Origin of the sequence: Bacillus kexueae, from assembly GCF_022809095.1 — a bacterium.
In the GTDB taxonomy this organism is placed as follows: Bacteria; Bacillota; Bacilli; order Bacillales; family Aeribacillaceae; genus Bacillus_BZ; species Bacillus_BZ kexueae.
Map to the genome: position 1 here is coordinate 39,624 of NZ_JALAZE010000007.1, position 16,704 is coordinate 56,327.

Consider the following 16,704-nt stretch of genomic DNA (forward strand, 5'->3'; position numbering starts at 1 on the left):
ATCTACAAATTGGGCATCTCATCAAACAAATGTTGATACAATATTTCTTTCGTATCACTTTCTATACTCATCTCTCCGATTACTTTTTTGGCTTTATGTAAGGCTAAATGCTTCATTACTTGCAAATAATGAACAACCCCGGTCTCCCAAAGGACATCCATATACGCCTGTTTACTTCCAAAAAAAGTGGTAAAATCATGACGACTCTTAGCATATTCACGTAACTTCTGACAGGCTTCACAATCCGAATTCTTTATGTATAACATTGTCAAAGAAGGTTTTTCCGTTTTCCCGTCTTCTTTATTCTCTTGAAAAAGTCCATTGAAATCATTATCTATTTGGGCCGCAACACCTAATTCAGTAGCATATTGATGGATGGAATCATCACAATCTCCATTAGCTAATATCGTTCCTACCGTTGCAGCTAATGCTGTCAAGGCCCCTGACTTTCTCCTCATGATCGCTAAACATTCTTCTTCAGTTGTGACAGTTTCGGCCAAGTCCTGATGTTGACCAATCATAGCTCGAAAGGAATAGTGGTGAAAATACTCACTAATTTTATGTTTATGAGGAGATTGTAAGGAGTTTATGACTAAATGAGGGAGCGTATACAGCAATGTTGCACTATTTAACGCAACTCCTCGATTTTCCTTCATCCATAGCTCTTGATCGTTATCATTATCTTCAAAGTCGTCTAGCATATCTAATGAAAGAATCCAAAGCTCAACAGCAGCTGCTAGCTTATAAACTTCTTCATCTTTTCCACTTCCTCCAAAAAGACAAAAATGAAGATAAGTTAATTGTGCAAAATGGAAGGACTGTTTCGATTTTACAAAGCGAGAAATCAATTGGTTCAAAGGGTTTAATTCTATATAATGATGAAGGATATCTTCTATAGTTTCTTGAAATTTTTTCTTGTTTATAAGTAAAAAGTCTTTTATGATTTCTCCCCCCTTTAGAAACCATATTACTATATTCGACTTCTTTTTGATATAAATTCGACAAATTTTTCAATTGCTTCGTTTCACTTTTTTATTCATTTGACGAAAGGGGATAGTGTGGAGAGATTCAGGAGAATTGTTGAGTATTTTCACAGAAAAAGCGCAAAGCGCAAGTACTTAGGCGAAGGGCGCTGGAGGACCTGCGAGGAGGCTTCCGTCGCCACAGCAGGGCCGAATCGACCCGAGCTGATGGCGCTTGGAGCTAGACACCCAAAAAAACTGTAAAGAGAATACTCTTTATTGAACTTAAACTTTCTGTAACAATAAAAAAAATCCGACCTATTTAAGAACTGGGTCGGATAAGTTAACAAGGCTTTACATATTGATATTGGTCATATTTCTCGATGCTTTTATTAATTAAATACAATGAGTGCTTCGTTTTTTGTATTTCTTCTTCTAATTTCATGAAAATTTCATTTAGCTTTTCAATCTCTTGTTGCTTCAATCGTATCACGCTCCTGTAACGAAAAGATACATCCCAATCTTTTTACCTATAACGAACCTTTTTTCTACTTATATTGTATCGGAAGAAGGATATGTTGTAACCGAAAAAGTATACGAAATATCTATGCGTGATACCGCAACAAAACGCAATAGGCTAAATATCATGATTTATCCCATACCATTTTTATCCCTAAAATTAAAAAAACAGGTAAATTGTATGATTTACCTGTGAACTAGATGGTTTCTCATAATTTCTTTTGCTTTCTTTTGCACATATTGAATCATTTCATTTCTTTTCTCAACAGGTCCGTTAAACTCAATGGTGTAATCAAGCACATTCTCCTTGTCCATTAAACATTCAACCTTGGCTTCATACTCTCCCACTTCGACCGAAAATTCCGCAACAAATCGATCATCTAATACGTAAATGGTTGGATTCTTCACCAATTGAGTTTGCAACCTCCTTCAATTATTTCATTCGCTGTTTCCAGAAATTAGTTGCACTCCATCGTGGAGTAGATTAGCTTTTTGTGAACTGATTTCAAGGTACATTTTCACTAACCTCATAAAAAAATTTGAAAACAGCTTTACTGTTCTATTTCTAGAAAATTTGGAAAAACCCTCTAAAAATATTCGAATTTGACAAACATTCGTTCCTATCTCAACATGATATCCTCTATTTTCTATTGCTTAAACGCGCTAAAGTTGTTAAAATATTTTTTAAATTTAATCGTGATTGTCGGGGGGTAATCAAATGAAGAAGTTGGAGAAGCATTATGAAGTACAAATAAAACTCGATTCTATTTTAAAGAAACGCCGAATGACAAAGCGAGAGTTAGCGAGAAAAGCTGATATTCGCCATACGCTAGTGTGGGAAATGTGCCATAATAAAACGAAAAGACTCCCTCTCGATAAACTAGCCAAAATCTGTTCTGTTTTAGATGTGGAAATAACAGATATCATAGAATTGGTAGAACAACCCGAACAAACATCTAATCCATCCGTTTATAAAGTCACAAACTAACACTCCAAACCTTACACATACTTTTTTGCTAGCCACTTTTTACGTAAATTTTATTGACCATTACATGATGCACTATGAGCCTCTTTTGTAGAGGTTTTTTTTACGAAAAATAGCTCCACAAGTTCAATATGATTTTGACCCAACCAAAGAAAGAAATCCATAATGGTATGCTACAAATAGTTCCCCAGAACATCCCTTTTAAAAAGTCATTAGGGTAATACATTTACTCCCTCCCTTTTATTGTAAGCGTTCACACTTTGTTACTACGTTAAGTTCGACAAGCATAATTAATATCCTTTATATAAAATTCGTAATAATCCTACAAAATCATTGCTCACCTGGTTGATTGAATCCTCATATAGTATGTAGTGACATGCTTAGTAGAGGTGAAGAAAATGCCCGCTATATCAGGGAATGAGTATATAAAGAGGATCGACGGATTACAGCATGATGTATGGGTGGATGGAAAGAAAATTGTCGGCCCTATTTCCCAACATCTTGCCTATAAGGGAGCAATGAAATCAAAAGCACGCCTATATGATAAACAACTTCATTCAGATTACTTATCGCATATGACGTTTCCTTCTCCGCTAACAGGTAATCGGGTAGGTCTTTCTTATTTGGAACCAAAATCAATTGAGGACCTAAGTAAACGAAGGAACATGATTCAAACGTGGGCGAAGGATACGGCTGGAATGATGGGAAGATCCCCTGATTATATGAATACAGCATTGATGACCCTTGCTGCGGCGTCATCAATATTAAAAGAACAAGACGCCTTTTACGCTAAAAATCTAATACAATTTTTTGAAACGGCAAGAGAACAAGATTTGTCTTTTACACATAGCTTCATTAATCCTCAAGTGAATCGTTCATCTGCGTATCAAGAGTCCAGCTCAGAGCCTATCGCAGCGAAAATTGTAAAGGAAACAAGTGAGGGCATAGTCATTAAAGGTGCACGACTTCTAGCAACAGAAGGGGGGATGACAGATGAAGTCATTGTGCTTCCTTCTAAAAACATTCCGAGTGGAGAGAAGGAATATGCCTTCTCATGCTCGATACCAAGTAACTCTAGCGGGTTAAAGTTTATTGGTCGTTCTTCCTTTTATGGAAGTGAATCCGCCTTCGATCACCCGCTATCGTCTCGATTCGACGAAATGGATACAATCCTTGTTTTCGACAATGTCCTTGTACCTTGGGACCGTGTATTTATTTATAACAATGTCCAAATAGCACAAAAAATGTTTCAATTGAGCAGCTTTATTCCTCATACGTTACATCAAGTCATTTGTCGTCAAATTGTGAAGACGGAGTTTCTTATTGGAACAGCACAATTGTTAATCACTTCTTTAAATATTTCAGAGTATCACCATATTCAAGAGAAAATAAGTGATATGATTATGGGACTTGAAACATTAAAGTCGTTACTCTTTCGGGCGGAAAATGAAGCCACCATCGATATGTGGGGAACTACTACACCGAATCGTGATCCCTTATTCGTTGCTGTCAACTTATTTACAAAGTTATATCCACAGTGGACTCAAATGCTTCAAAGAATCGGTGCAAGTGGTATGATTGCTTTACCAACTGAGAACGATTTCGAATGCGTGGAGATAAAAGAAGATTTATCCCAATATTTACAAACAAGCACATTGAACGCAAGAGAACGAACTAAATTGTTCCGACTGGCATGGGATTTAACAATGAGCAATTTTGGCTCAAGACAAACCCTTTATGAGCAGTACTTTTTTGGTGACCCAGAACGCCTTCACTCCAATTTATATTTTGGGTACAATCGTGACCAATATATGGAACAAGTACGTCAATTTCTAAATCGAACAAATTAAAACTTTCTCTTTTCCTTAACTTCCCCTTCAAAAGTTAAAGCAGAGCTTCTTTGCTCTGCTTTTTTACATCTCTCGAACCCATTGAACAATTTTTTTCGTTAAAGGAGTATGTATTTCTTCAACTGTTCGTGAACGAAGTGATTGCGTTAGCCTCTCACCTAATGTACTTGTTTCCTCTTCATAAGGGATGATTGTGGACCACTCAATGTCCGGAATGGATACAAGCGTGTATTCTTCTTTTTTGTTTTCATAAAGGTATACTTTTTCAACTTTCATTCCTTCATGTACAATGTTCGCTTTTCTAATTTTCAAATTGATCTCTCCTTTGATTAATTTCCCTACTTATTATTATAAAACAGGTTGTCAAACGAAAAAAAACCGAGCTTTACTCGGTTCGTTGATTTGGATGATTATCTATCGATTTTTTAAAAGATAATTTTTAGGCCTTCTTTTTAAACGAAGACACCGCAGAGTATCTCGTGAATAGAAGAAAGAATGATCGAATGGGCTGCCCCTAAAAACGATCACATCCTGTACAAGTTCGGAAAGCGTCCGCCTTTCGCATTTAATGCTATAACTAAAAACAACAATCTTTTAGTAAACAGCCTCTAATAAAGATCCTATTAGTTGTTTAATACTTGAGACTGGTCACTTACTGACGGATTAAAAGATGTGGATGAATTTCGAATGTTAACGGTTCTCATCCTATCACCTGTGTTGGATGTCCCAGCACCTAACGCGACCTTTACGTTTGCCTTTGGCGAAATGGAAAATGTATCGCCCACCTTAAATGCCCCGCTTCCAACTCTTTCAACTTCAATTGCACCTACTAATGCAGGCATTATAATCACCTCGATGTATTTAACTCCTTTTACAATATGCAACTTTAACTAGGCGAGTGACGATTACCTTGAAGGGCTTTCCAATTTTTTAACGAATATAATAAAAAAAGTTAGAGAGAGGGTACTTTATGTTTATTTTACCGGTTAATCACACGACGTATATCCAATTACTACAGCTCCATCATGCGAATGAGTTATTTCAACTCGTTAATCAAAATCGGAAGCACCTTCGGCAATGGCTCCCGTGGGTAGATAATATGAGGTCACCCCAAGACTATGAAACCATTATCCCTATGTGGCTTGATCAATTTGCCAATAATAACGGATTTCAAGGAGGAATCCGATATAACGGACAGCTAGCTGGCATGCTCGGCCTTCACTATATTGATTGGAATAACCGAAAAACAAGTATTGGATACTTTTTAGCCGAACCATTCGAAGGAAGAGGGATAATGACACAATGTGTACAACAAGTGATTGAGTATGCTTTTTTCGAATTGGATTTAAATCGAGTAGAAATACGATGCGGTGTTCAAAATAAAAAAAGCCGAGCTATACCTGAACGCCTAGGATTTCAACAAGAAGGGATTGTAAAAGAGGATGAGTGGTTATATGATCATTACCACGATATTGTCATTTACGGACTTGTACAAAAAGATTACATCAAGCAAAAAAGACAGCCTTAAAAAAATCATTGTAAAATCCACCGAACATTTGGTGGATTTTATACGGTTTTAATTAGGGGCTGCCGAAACTGTTCAACCTTTTGATCAAGCTCTTTAATTTTTTCGATTGCCACTTTCTTCTCTATCGTTTTGTAATGATGGCCGCCACCTGGTTCTTCGTCCATTTCATCGGCTTTTCTCACAACCTTTTGAAGTGCATTTTGCTTTAACTGACCTTCTGGCAAGTAAGAATCCGTATGCAACAAGATAGCCAACGCAATCTGCTTTGCTGATTTCGGATTTTCCCCTAGTCTGATTAGCAGTTTATGAGCACGCTCCGCCCCTTTAATGGCGTGGATATCATTTTTCTTATATAACTCATAATCCCACTTTCCGTCAGTATACCATTCATAATGGCCGATATCATGCAATAGTGCAGCTTTTGTAGCTAAATCAGGATCGACTTGATATTGAATGGCTAATGCATAAGCATTTTGCGCCGTTTGAATCGCATGGGCAACACCCGAACGTGTTAAATACTTTTGAGCGATTGGATGGGTGAAAACATCCATTAATGTTACCTTTCTCACAACCATCCCTCCTAAGTTTTTCTGTTTAGAATATCATATGACAGTCGAAGTTGCAACGGTCTTGTTAGATATCAAAATGTATGAATGTCAGAGAAATTCAGAACCAAATTTACGAATCTGTAAAACAATGATTGTATTAATACATATGGACATAACTGTTAATGTATGAAAAATAGAGAAGGGAATTGAAATCACCTTCTCCATTTCAACAAAAATTGAACACCCTTATCTGTATTTTCAGCCGTTAATACCGCTCCGTGCAAATCTGCTATCCGTTTCATGATGACGAGTCCCAACCCGAAATGCCCCTTTGTTCCTTTCATGTAGGGTTGGAAGAGATACGGTAGAATCTTTTGTTCAAAGGGCTCTCCATCATTCGTAAATACTCCTTGAAGCCCTTCCTCTGTTTCAGTAATGGTTAACGAGATATGTGTCTTCGCAAATTTGAAGAAGTTATCAATTAAGTTTTCAAAAAATGTATTCCATTGTTCAGGATCGCCTATCACTGTTACGTCCTGTAATTCTGTCGAGATTTGAATGTCCTTCCGTTTTCCTTGAAATCGAAATAAGACCCTTTCGATAACTTCCTTCAGATTTACCTGTTCTTTGACCGTCCCTTTTGTCTTTAAATAATCAAGTTTCGTTAAATACAACAATGCTTTTATTTTCTTCTCAAGCAAAACAGCCTCTTGTTCAATAATATCGACTGTACCTTCTAGCGTTTCAGCAGGATATACACCATCTTTAATGGCATCCGCATAAGATCGAATGACCATAACAGGTGTTTTCAAATCATGGGAAATATGCTGTAACATATTTTGTTGCATCTCATCTTGAGCTTTCAGCTGCTTTCTCATAATATCTATTGAATTGGCAAGAGTCCCAATTTCATCTTGCCGTTCAAGTTTCAGTTCTAAATCCCAATTCCGTTTGGATAATTGATGGACATAATTTTTAATGATTACTAACGGTTTCACGAACCAATTAGATAAGAAAAAGGAGATGAAGACGCCACTAACTAAAATCAGAAAGAGAATTAAATAAATTCTCTTTAACAACGTTTTGACTAATTCATTCCGATAAGCATCCCATAGATATGAAACTTGATAAACTGGTACACCATTAAAATTCCTTTTCGATATCACATATAACATTTCTTGGCCATTGACATCGAGTTCGTAACGCTTTGATGTTTCATCTTGATTAATGGCTTGTTGATATAAGACGCGTAAAGCAGAACGGGGCAGATTAGCACCTTGATAAATGGTTCCATTCGATTGAATATACACGTGTTGTACGGAACGTAACGTCTGTATTTCAGGTTCAGTTGGGAGTTCAGACAACTCACTTTTCGTCGAAATAAGCCCCTGTGCATCCTCAATGGATTTAAACATTTCATTTGTAAAGAACGAATTGAGCGTCGAAGGAATGATGAGTACAAACGCAAGTCCAATAAATAAAATAAAGCTAATCAAAATAATGAGCATCTGTTGTTGAATCGGCCTATTTTTAATCTGCTTCAATGAGGCGATAGCCATATCCATACACCGTCTCTAAACGTAATTTTGCCATTTTTTTGCGTAACCTCCGAACAAGGTCATCCACTACTCGATCAGAGCCAAAATAATCTTGTCCCCATATTAACGTCAGTATTTCTTCTCGTGAATATGCTCTGCCAATATTTTTAACAAACAATGCAAAAAGTTCATATTCTTTCGCTGTTAAAAGCACAGGTTCTCCATCTTGTAATACGATTCGCTTCTCTTCATCTAATTGATACATCGCATAGTGGATAAGTTTCGCTTGTTCAGGGTACACGCGCTTTAATATTTTTTGACAACGAATGACTAGTTCTTTTGGCAAAAATGGTTTCGCTAAATAATCATCACTTCCAAGCTCTAATCCTAAAATTCGATCTAAATCTGCATCGCGAGCACTAATAAATATGACAGGTACATCTTGATTATCCTTCTTAATCTCTTTAATCAATTGATAACCGTCAATATCGGGAAGCATGATATCTAAAACCCAAAGATGAGGCTTTTCACCGTATACGGCCTCTATTGCCGAATGTCCATCAAAAAAGGAAAGAACTTCATACCCTTCTTTTTCTAAATACCCTTTTAATATAAGATGTAAATGCTTTTCATCTTCCACTAAGTGAATCCGAAACCCCATGCTCATTTCCTCTTTTCTACAATAATTCACGAATATGATAAATTTCTCCACTTATAATTTGTGATTTTAAAAGTTCCATTAACTTCTCTGCCACAATTTGCGGTGAACGAAGCTGTCCTTCCTTATAATAGCTTTTGAATGTCTCCAGCGCTTGAAAGTTTTCTTGATCAGATGAACGAATTGTTTCTTGCATGGAAGTATCCATAATTCCTGGAGAAAATCCAATAACTTGTATCGGGTTCTCCTCGTTTTCCTGTTCAAGTGCAAAAGATTTTGTAAATAAATCTAGACCAGCCTTTGTACTTCCATACGCGCTCCATCCGTGCATTGGGCGATTAGCAGCTCCAGAAGTTACATGAACGACTGTCTTCTTTCCATTAAACGATTGAGTCCAATTAGCAAAGGCGTTCGCTAACATCATCGGAGCAAGATAATTCACATGAACACTCGTTGTCAACTGCTCTTCATCCATCTTTCCAACCCGCTTAATCGGTTCAACAACACCAGCGTTTTGGATAAACGTTATGGAAGATGCTGAAGCTAAGTCCACTTTTTCTATCACACGTTGAAAAAGAGCATTCAACATATCAACTTTTGCTAAATCTCCTTCAACAAAATGATAAGGTGTATTATACTTCTTCGCTTCTTCTTTAAGTGCTTTGTTTTCATTTCTTGAGATCCCAATAATCACAGCATCAGTCTTCATTACTTCTCGAACAAGCGCTTCTCCTAATCCTTTTGAAATACCTGTAATAATGTAGTAATTCATAAACACACTCCTTTTACCCCTATTTTAAATAATCGACGCAAAAAAGAAAAAGGATAAGCAAGATGCTTATCCTTCATTAACTCGCTCTTTTCCATTCTGTTTTTCGGTAATGATTCTCGAAATAGTCGTTTGTCTCATTCACGACCACTTTCCAAAGTAGAAGTAGCGCCACTAAGTTCGGAATCATCATAAGTGCGTTCGCTACGTCTGCGAATGCCCAAACGAGCGACAAGTTAGCTACTGCGCCTAATCCACAAGCAAGTATGTAGACGAAGCGATATCCTAAAATACCCTTCGTACCTACTAAATACTCGAAGCATTTTTCACCATAAACATACCAACCAACAATAGTTGAAAAACCGAAGAAAATAACCGAGAATGCAACGATGTATTCACCCGCTTTTCCTAATACGGCACTGAACGCAGCAGAAGTTAAAGCTCCCCCATCAAGGCTTGGGTCATGTGTAACACCAGAAATTAATCCGCCAGTCGCATCCCAAAAACCTGTAATTACTAATACTAAACCAGTCATTGTACAAACTATGATTGTTACGATGAACGTTCCTGTCATAGCTACGAGTGCTTGTTTAACAGGATGCTCTGCTTTCGCATTCCCTGCAATGAGGGCCGCCGTCCCTAAACCTGCCTCATTAGAGAAAATTCCACGCGATACACCACTTCGTACAGCTTCCATTACGACAATACCGGCAAATCCTCCTGTTGCAGCCACCGGATTAAACGCATAATGAAAAATAATTCCAAACGCTGGAATGATTTGATCAACATTCACAGCTAGAATAATGATTGCTCCACCTATGTATAGAACTGCCATAATCGGAACGAAAAATCCAGCTACCGTACTGATTCGTTGAATTCCACCGAAAACAATGAGTGCGGTTAATACTGCTAGAACAATCCCTGTTACCCATCCATTTATTCCAAAACTATCATGTACAACATCAGCAATTGTATTCGATTGAACACTGTTTCCAATCCCGAGCGCTGCAAAAGCACCGAAGCCCGCAAAAGCAATCGCTAAAAAGCGAAACTTCTTTCCTAGTCCTCTCTCGACATAATACATGGGACCACTTGAGAATTCACCTTTGTCATTTTTAACACGATATTTCATCGCCAATAGGGCTTCAGCATATTTCGTAGCCATACCTAGAAGACCGACGATCCACATCCAAAAGATCGCTCCTGGTCCTCCTAACGTGACAGCTGTGGCAACCCCAGCAATATTTCCATTTCCAATTGTTGCCGCAAGCGCTGTCATCAAAGCTTTAAAGTTACTAACATCGCCTTCAGCTTCCTTCGACTCATGCCTATTCGTGAATCCAAGTTCAAATGCATATTTCAATCTTCTAAACTGTAATCCTTTCAAAACGACTGTTAGAAATAACCCCGTTCCAAATAATAGAATCAAACTGGGGGTTCCCCATAACAGTCCACTTATTTTGTTTAGCATGTCCATCATGTCTGAAAACACCTCTCGTCCGCTTCTTTGATAACGCTTTCACTTATATAAATATAATAAAATTTTTGACAATATTTTGTTTTGTGAAATTCATCAAAATATAGTTCTTACTTTTGTTTAATTTCACAACATAATTTATAATAATATTAGAAGGATTGGGTTGTCAAAGTAATTTTTTCAATCATTCTTCCCATTCATACCATCTATTTCAAATAATTTCTAAAAATGGTTTGTGGATAAGTACATTATTCGTTCTTTATTCTCCTTTATTCAATATAGTCAAATAATTTTTACCTATAGGTGAAAGGGTTGATAGAAATGAGAGACCCCTTTAAATACAGTTTCGATCGATTAGAGGATATTGCTGAGAGAATTAGCGAGGTACTGGAATGTCCGATAACGATTGAGGATGTGAATCATCGCCTCCTTGCTTATAGTACACATGATGATTGTACGGACCCAGCTCGAATATCTACCATTATTGGACGTCGCGTCCCAGAAAAAGTCATCAATAGCTTATGGAAAGACGGAGTTATTCCTAAGCTCTTGGAAACAGACGAACCGGTCCGAGTGAAGCAAATTGATGAAGTAGGGCTTGGAGATCGAGTTGCGATTTCCATTTGGCGAAATAATGAGGTTCTTGGTTTTATCTGGGCACTTGAAATAAAGAAAACACTTTCAGACGAAGAGCTTGAGTTATTAAAAATGGCTGCTCAAGCTGTTAAAAATAAATTATTGAATCTTCATGCTCGTAAAACGAAACGAGAAGAACGAAATCAAGAGTTTTTTTGGAAGCTTTTAACTGGACATATCTCAAATGAAACTGAGATGCAAGAAGGCTTTCATAAAGTTCATGTTTCCATACCGTCAGTTTATTCCGTATTGATTTGCAAGCTTCAAACTGAGATTACCGATTCAATCGAAAAACAATTGCAATATTTATTAGAAACTACACAAAAAGTGCAAACGTTATTGTGGACGACAGACTATGACCAAGTCATCATGCTTATCGCACCGGATGAAAAGCAGCCACTCCAAGATTTAAAATTGTTTTTGCAATGGACCGTAACACAATTAAAGGAACGCTTTATGATCCAGCAAGTGCGGACAAGCATCGGTGGCATTTACACAAATTTATCGAATATCGAAAAAAGCTATCGAGAAGCACTTTCGGTATTATCAATTAAAGACCGCTTTCCAGCGGAGACAGAAGACCTAGATTCCTACGCTGAACTAGGGATTTATCAATATCTGGACCTTTTCTATGAAAAACGCAAGAATGATGGCTTTGTGAATTATTCACTAAATAAATTAAAAGAATATGATAAGAAACATCATACAAACTTAGTTGAGACATTAGAAGTTTATTTAGATCACGACAGCAATGTGAATGCAGCTGCCCAAAAACTCAATGTCCATATCAATACGCTTAGTTATAGGCTTAAACGAATAAAACAAATTGCCGAAATAGACCTAGAAAACCCAAACCATAAAATGACCATGTACTTAGATATGAAAGTAGACAAAATGCATTTGTGATTTTTCACAAATGCATTTTTATTAATTCTCTTAATTTCACGAAGCAGTTTTTAAAAATTAAGACTATACTGATAGTATATCAAGTCAACATTATGAATTTACAAGGAGGAAGGTTCCATGATTATTGGTGTACCTCGTGAAATAAAAAATAACGAAAACCGTGTTGCGTTAACGCCAGCTGGTGTTATCTCATTTGTAAATGCTGGACATAAAGTATTAATTGAAAAAGATGCCGGTATTGGAAGCGGTTTCACTAACGAAGACTATGCACAAGTAGGTGCTGAAATTATTGAAGATGTTAAAGCTGTATGGGCAGCAGATATGGTCATGAAAGTAAAGGAGCCACTTCCTGAAGAATATGTGTATTTCCGTGAAGGATTAGTTTTATTCACTTATTTACACCTAGCAGCTGAACCGTCATTAGCGAAAGCGTTAAAAGAAAAAGGTGTTACTGCGATTGCTTATGAGACAGTAACAGATGGACGTACTTTACCATTATTAACACCTATGAGTGAAGTAGCAGGCCGTATGGCGTCTCAGATCGGTGCTCAATTCTTACAAAAAACAAATGGTGGACAAGGAATCTTATTATCTGGTGTTCCTGGTGTTAGCCGTGGAAAAGTAACGATTATTGGTGGTGGAGTTGTAGGAACAAACGCCGCTAAAATTGCAATCGGTTTAGGAGCAGACGTAACAATTATTGATTTAAGTGCTGATCGCTTACGTCAATTAGACGATATTTTTGGTAATAGCATTCAAACATTGATGTCAAACCCATTCAATATTGCTCGCGCTGTTGCTGAAGCAGACTTATTAATTGGAGCAGTATTAATTCCTGGTGCTAAAGCACCTAAGCTTGTCACAGAAGAAATGGTAAAAGCAATGAAACCAGGCTCTGTCATTATTGATGTAGCGATTGACCAAGGTGGTATCGTTGAGACAATCGACCACGTAACAACTCACGATAACCCAACTTACGAAAAACATGGTGTAGTTCATTATGCTGTAGCAAATATGCCTGGTGCAGTACCACGTACTTCTACAATCGCTTTAACTAACGTAACAGTTCCTTACGCGGTACAAATGGCGAACAAAGGTGTTTACAAAGCGATTGCTGAAAACCCTGCCTTAAAAGCTGGAGTAAACGTAGCAAACGGAGAAATCACTTACGAAGCAGTTGCTCGTGATTTAGGATATGATTACGTACCAGTTGAAACTGCGCTTGAAAAAGAATTAGCAAATGCCTAAATAGACTACAAAAGTGCTCGACATTGTTGTTGAGCACTTTTTTTAAACAAAATATGTTCGAAAGTCGGTATGATCTTTTAAGAGTACACTTTTCTCCTGCTTTTCTATCTCGTCGACAATCGTATTTTTCTCTTCTTCATCAACGAGTACAATCGTTTGTTTTCGATTCATTTTTTGATTTAAGAAAAACACGATGCGATACCCATCGTTTATTTCTTTATCTAGCCCGTAAAGAGGATGCCATTTCGTAATTTTCTCGACCTCGACCCGTTCAATCTTATCCCAATGATAAAAGACACCGTGAATAATTAATCCATCATTTAAAAGGTAGAAGTAAAAGCGCCTCATCAAGAAAGGAAGTATATGAAACAACAAAAAATTTCCGTAAATGAAGAACCAAGTATCCAGAATGTTAAATACAAAAATGATGAAAAGGATACCAGCATAAAGAAAGGGCAAAGCAATGGCACACCAGTGGATGATTAGGTAATCTTTCGATTTCCTCGAAAGCGGCTGCACTGCTTTCCAATCATTTTCTCTTCTCACAGAATAAAAAGAAATACCTTCCCCACTTTCTACTCGTTCCAATGATTTTTTTAATTGATAGCGATAAAAAAGAATGACGAATACGATGAATCCATATAAAAGGATGATAAAGCTATGAACAAACCAGTCAAACATTCAAATCCCTCCTCTCACTTATATTTACGGAAAAAATTGGTTTAGGTTTCAGGTTTTCATGGGTTAATCATTTAATTCAATTGTTCTTAAATTCCTCTAAATATTGTTCCTCTTCTTCTTTTGAGAGTATATCGGTTGCCTTTCCAAACGTTCCCCCTTGAAGTTGCCAAATTGCTTAATAATATTACGCTTCAGACACTTGCTTTCCGCGGGGAGGAAGTCAAGTCTCTCCACTAAATAATAGAATCAAAATTCCCCTAAATAATGTATTATATTCGTACTAACAACAACAATTCTTTAAAAAAGAACCTTTTACTATTCTATTAGATAATCAGCTTCAACATTGTCAAAATTTGTAGAAAAATAGTAAACTAGTTTATGGTGAATAAGATGTATTTTCTAAGGCAACAATGGGAGTAAAACAAAGGGTTTGGGAGGAACAATGAATGATTACTTTAAAGAGATACTTCTTATCGGAAACCGAGCGAGAAAAATACGAAACATTGCTTTTGGAAAAAATGAAAATCAGTAAAGAGTACGTCTTCCAATATGATGACGAGGAACTATTAAACTTCATTAAAGAGCTTGATAAGCAGGAAAAAAGAGTTACATCCTGAAATAGTAAAACCCCAAGAATGTGTAAAAACATCCTTGGGGTGTTTTATTTTTATGAAAACTCTTCGCTTATAACATGATAGCCGCTATCCAACCAAAAAGAATGAGCGGAATATTGTAATGTAGAAACGTAGGAACACATGTATCCCAAATGTGATTATGACGGCCATCTGTGTTTAATCCTGAAGTTGGTCCCAATGTACTATCGGAAGCAGGTGAACCAGCATCTCCGAGCGCACCCGCTGTCCCAACGATTGCAATAGTTGCCATCGGGCTGAAGCCAAGCTGAATACATAATGGCACGAAAATTGTCGCGATAATTGGAATAGTCGAGAAGGAAGATCCAATTCCCATCGTAATCAATAACCCAACAATTAACATTAATAGTGCAGCTAGTGATTTTTGATTTCCTATCATATCAGCAGACACTGCTACAAGTGAACTGATATGGCCAGTTTCTTTTAAAACATTGGCAAATCCAGACGCTGAAATCATAACAAAGCCGATGAAAGCCATCATTTTCATTCCACTTGTTAATAATTCATCCGCTTCCCCATAACGAAGAACGCCACTTGCATAAATAACAATGATTCCAACTAATGCGCCAATAATCATCCCATTTACACCTAGTTGTTGAGATAAATATAACTGCACCGCTAATGAAACAATAATCGAAGCGATTGCAAAAATAATTCCTTTTCTCGTATAGGCTTGTTTTTCTTCATTTTGTACCTCTGTCGTCCCATAAACTCTCGGTTTCCGGTAAGAAATAAATACAGCTACGAGTAAGCCGAGGACCATCCCTCCTACCGGTATTAACATCGCATTCGGAATCGCATTTAACGAAACTTCAAGTCCATTCAACCCTAAATTCTCTTGAATAATTTGATGATAAATTGCTCCGAATCCAACCGGTAGCAAAATATAAGGAGCAGTTAACCCAAACGTTATCACAGTTGCAACTACTCGACGATCAATTTGCAATTCATTAAACACTTTTAATAACGGCGGGATTAAAACTGGAATAAAAGCAATATGGATTGGAACAACATTTTGTGAAAAAATCGAAATAATTAAGATAATTAATAAAATAAGTACTTTTGATAATGATCTCTTACGCCCTTCTCCGTTTTTTCCAACTAATCGAATGGCCATTTCAACCATCGCGTCAGGAAGACCTGTTTTCGAAATGGCTACAGCGTATGCACCAAGCGCGGCATAACTAAGGGCCACCGTGGCATTGCCCCCCAAACCTTCAGTAAATATTGTAATAGTCGAAGCGAAGGATAATCCTCCTACAAGCCCTCCAACCATTGCACCAATAACCAGAGAAAATACTACATTCACTCGAACTAAACTTAAAATAAGCATGACGAGAACAGCTATGATGACTGCATTCATTGATAGAACCTCCGAAATACACTTTAGTTTGCTAATATGTTAGAGAATTAAAACAACAAACTAAAATTAACATACTCTATCAAACGATGTCAATAAAAATATTTTAATTTATTATCACTTTACCAAGATAAAGTGATAACAACAAATATAACCCTGTTCTTTTTCGAACAGGGTTAAGTAATGTTTTAAAAAGGCTGTTTTTTCGTATAGATTGTTGCTTTTTCAGCCAATTTTAAAATGAATTCTGAACATTTCACTACGGACACTTGCTTTCCGCAGGGAGCTGTATGGTTTCGGCTCCTAACGTCTAGTGACCGATTCTCCCCCCTCCCTACGATAAGTCGATATCTCAGTGAAGGAGAGCCTCTCGTTTGTACGTCGCT

General features: G+C 37.1%; 19 protein-coding genes. 6 read left to right on the forward strand and 13 right to left on the reverse strand.

The window, feature by feature from the left end:
- Positions 1-2: 2 nt before the first annotated feature.
- From ML543_RS12230 to ML543_RS12240, 3 genes are all read right to left on the reverse strand, one after another.
- Positions 3-857 carry a polyprenyl synthetase family protein gene (locus ML543_RS12230; RefSeq protein ID WP_243387688.1) on the reverse strand — a complete coding sequence of 285 codons (855 nt, stop codon included), beginning with the start codon at positions 855-857 and terminating at the stop codon, positions 3-5.
- 448 nt (positions 858-1,305) lie between these two features.
- Entirely contained in the window at positions 1,306-1,446 is a 141-nt protein-coding gene (locus ML543_RS12235; RefSeq protein WP_243387689.1) for a DegQ family regulator, read from the reverse strand.
- A gap of 221 nt (positions 1,447-1,667) precedes the next feature.
- Positions 1,668-1,904, reverse strand: a complete 237-nt coding sequence (locus ML543_RS12240; protein WP_243387692.1) for a hypothetical protein — start codon at positions 1,902-1,904, stop codon at positions 1,668-1,670.
- A 295-nt stretch (positions 1,905-2,199) separates the two neighbouring features.
- Here ML543_RS12240 and ML543_RS12245 point away from each other — a divergent pair, with 295 nt between their 5' ends.
- Both ML543_RS12245 and hpaB read left to right on the forward strand, forming a co-directional pair.
- On the forward strand, positions 2,200-2,469 hold the full coding sequence (locus tag ML543_RS12245) for a helix-turn-helix domain-containing protein (RefSeq protein ID WP_243387694.1): 270 nt from the start codon (positions 2,200-2,202) through the stop codon (positions 2,467-2,469).
- A 395-nt stretch (positions 2,470-2,864) separates the two neighbouring features.
- Positions 2,865-4,316, forward strand: a complete 1,452-nt coding sequence (gene hpaB / locus ML543_RS12250) for a 4-hydroxyphenylacetate 3-monooxygenase, oxygenase component (protein WP_243387695.1) — start codon at positions 2,865-2,867, stop codon at positions 4,314-4,316.
- A 63-nt stretch (positions 4,317-4,379) separates the two neighbouring features.
- On the opposite strand, the gene ML543_RS12255 is transcribed toward hpaB, so the two are convergent.
- Complete coding sequence (locus ML543_RS12255) at positions 4,380-4,628, reverse strand: YueH family protein (RefSeq protein ID WP_243387696.1); 249 nt, start codon at positions 4,626-4,628, stop codon at positions 4,380-4,382.
- 311 nt (positions 4,629-4,939) lie between these two features.
- Positions 4,940-5,158, reverse strand: coding sequence for a spore germination protein (locus ML543_RS12260; protein WP_243387697.1), 219 nt, complete (start codon positions 5,156-5,158; stop codon positions 4,940-4,942).
- A gap of 128 nt (positions 5,159-5,286) precedes the next feature.
- On the opposite strand from ML543_RS12260, the gene ML543_RS12265 reads away from it, so the two are divergent.
- The gene (locus ML543_RS12265; RefSeq protein WP_243387698.1) at positions 5,287-5,844 is read left to right on the forward strand and encodes a GNAT family N-acetyltransferase; all 558 of its coding nucleotides are present in this window, start codon (positions 5,287-5,289) and stop codon (positions 5,842-5,844) included.
- A gap of 38 nt (positions 5,845-5,882) precedes the next feature.
- Here ML543_RS12265 and ML543_RS12270 read toward each other — a convergent pair whose 3' ends face one another.
- From ML543_RS12270 to ML543_RS12290, 5 genes are all read right to left on the reverse strand, one after another.
- A complete protein-coding gene (locus tag ML543_RS12270; protein ID WP_243387699.1) occupies positions 5,883-6,413 on the reverse strand; it encodes an HD domain-containing protein in 531 nt (176 codons plus the stop codon).
- Positions 6,414-6,604: 191 nt separating this feature from the next.
- On the reverse strand, positions 6,605-7,957 hold the full coding sequence (locus ML543_RS12275) for a sensor histidine kinase (protein WP_243387700.1): 1,353 nt from the start codon (positions 7,955-7,957) through the stop codon (positions 6,605-6,607).
- A complete protein-coding gene (locus ML543_RS12280) occupies positions 7,923-8,591 on the reverse strand; it encodes a response regulator transcription factor (protein ID WP_243387701.1) in 669 nt (222 codons plus the stop codon). Before ML543_RS12280 ends, ML543_RS12275 begins: the two co-directional genes overlap by 35 nt.
- A gap of 16 nt (positions 8,592-8,607) precedes the next feature.
- A complete protein-coding gene (locus ML543_RS12285) occupies positions 8,608-9,360 on the reverse strand; it encodes a (S)-benzoin forming benzil reductase (protein WP_243387702.1) in 753 nt (250 codons plus the stop codon).
- 76 nt (positions 9,361-9,436) lie between these two features.
- Positions 9,437-10,834: an alanine/glycine:cation symporter family protein gene (locus ML543_RS12290; RefSeq protein ID WP_243387828.1), complete on the reverse strand. Its 1,398-nt coding sequence runs from the start codon at positions 10,832-10,834 to the stop codon at positions 9,437-9,439.
- A gap of 321 nt (positions 10,835-11,155) precedes the next feature.
- Here ML543_RS12290 and ML543_RS12295 point away from each other — a divergent pair, with 321 nt between their 5' ends.
- On the forward strand, positions 11,156-12,376 hold the full coding sequence (locus tag ML543_RS12295) for a PucR family transcriptional regulator (RefSeq protein WP_243387703.1): 1,221 nt from the start codon (positions 11,156-11,158) through the stop codon (positions 12,374-12,376).
- Positions 12,377-12,493: 117 nt separating this feature from the next.
- On the forward strand, positions 12,494-13,624 hold the full coding sequence (gene ald / locus ML543_RS12300; RefSeq protein ID WP_243387706.1) for an alanine dehydrogenase: 1,131 nt from the start codon (positions 12,494-12,496) through the stop codon (positions 13,622-13,624).
- A gap of 42 nt (positions 13,625-13,666) precedes the next feature.
- On the opposite strand, the gene ML543_RS12305 is transcribed toward ald, so the two are convergent.
- Together ML543_RS12305 and ML543_RS17185 are read right to left on the reverse strand one after the other, a co-directional pair.
- Complete coding sequence (locus ML543_RS12305) at positions 13,667-14,305, reverse strand: hypothetical protein (RefSeq protein ID WP_243387708.1); 639 nt, start codon at positions 14,303-14,305, stop codon at positions 13,667-13,669.
- A 76-nt stretch (positions 14,306-14,381) separates the two neighbouring features.
- On the reverse strand, positions 14,382-14,477 hold the full coding sequence (locus tag ML543_RS17185; RefSeq protein ID WP_419095384.1) for a DUF6241 domain-containing protein: 96 nt from the start codon (positions 14,475-14,477) through the stop codon (positions 14,382-14,384).
- Between the two features lie 274 nt (positions 14,478-14,751).
- Between ML543_RS17185 and ML543_RS12310 the strand changes: the two genes are divergently transcribed.
- A complete protein-coding gene (locus ML543_RS12310; protein WP_243387709.1) occupies positions 14,752-14,922 on the forward strand; it encodes a hypothetical protein in 171 nt (56 codons plus the stop codon).
- Between the two features lie 67 nt (positions 14,923-14,989).
- Here the strand turns inward: ML543_RS12310 and ML543_RS12315 are convergent, their stop codons facing one another.
- The gene (locus ML543_RS12315; protein ID WP_243387710.1) at positions 14,990-16,321 is read right to left on the reverse strand and encodes a Na+/H+ antiporter family protein; all 1,332 of its coding nucleotides are present in this window, start codon (positions 16,319-16,321) and stop codon (positions 14,990-14,992) included.
- Positions 16,322-16,704 lie beyond the last annotated feature (383 nt).

Coding starts and splice junctions, on each gene's coding strand:
- ML543_RS12245 (WP_243387694.1), top strand. CDS start 2,200: ATGAAGAAGTTGGAGAAGCATTATGAAGTACAAATAAAACTCGATTCT.
- ML543_RS12260 (WP_243387697.1), bottom strand. CDS start 5,158: ATGCCTGCATTAGTAGGTGCAATTGAAGTTGAAAGAGTTGGAAGCGGG.
- ML543_RS12315 (WP_243387710.1), bottom strand. CDS start 16,321: ATGAATGCAGTCATCATAGCTGTTCTCGTCATGCTTATTTTAAGTTTA.
- ML543_RS12295 (WP_243387703.1), top strand. CDS start 11,156: ATGAGAGACCCCTTTAAATACAGTTTCGATCGATTAGAGGATATTGCT.
- ML543_RS12280 (WP_243387701.1), bottom strand. CDS start 8,591: ATGGGGTTTCGGATTCACTTAGTGGAAGATGAAAAGCATTTACATCTT.
- ML543_RS12285 (WP_243387702.1), bottom strand. CDS start 9,360: ATGAATTACTACATTATTACAGGTATTTCAAAAGGATTAGGAGAAGCG.
- ML543_RS12290 (WP_243387828.1), bottom strand. CDS start 10,834: ATGGACATGCTAAACAAAATAAGTGGACTGTTATGGGGAACCCCCAGT.
- ML543_RS12265 (WP_243387698.1), top strand. CDS start 5,287: ATGTTTATTTTACCGGTTAATCACACGACGTATATCCAATTACTACAG.
- ML543_RS12275 (WP_243387700.1), bottom strand. CDS start 7,957: ATGGATATGGCTATCGCCTCATTGAAGCAGATTAAAAATAGGCCGATT.
- ald (WP_243387706.1), top strand. CDS start 12,494: ATGATTATTGGTGTACCTCGTGAAATAAAAAATAACGAAAACCGTGTT.
- ML543_RS12310 (WP_243387709.1), top strand. CDS start 14,752: ATGATTACTTTAAAGAGATACTTCTTATCGGAAACCGAGCGAGAAAAA.
- ML543_RS12305 (WP_243387708.1), bottom strand. CDS start 14,305: ATGTTTGACTGGTTTGTTCATAGCTTTATCATCCTTTTATATGGATTC.
- hpaB (WP_243387695.1), top strand. CDS start 2,865: ATGCCCGCTATATCAGGGAATGAGTATATAAAGAGGATCGACGGATTA.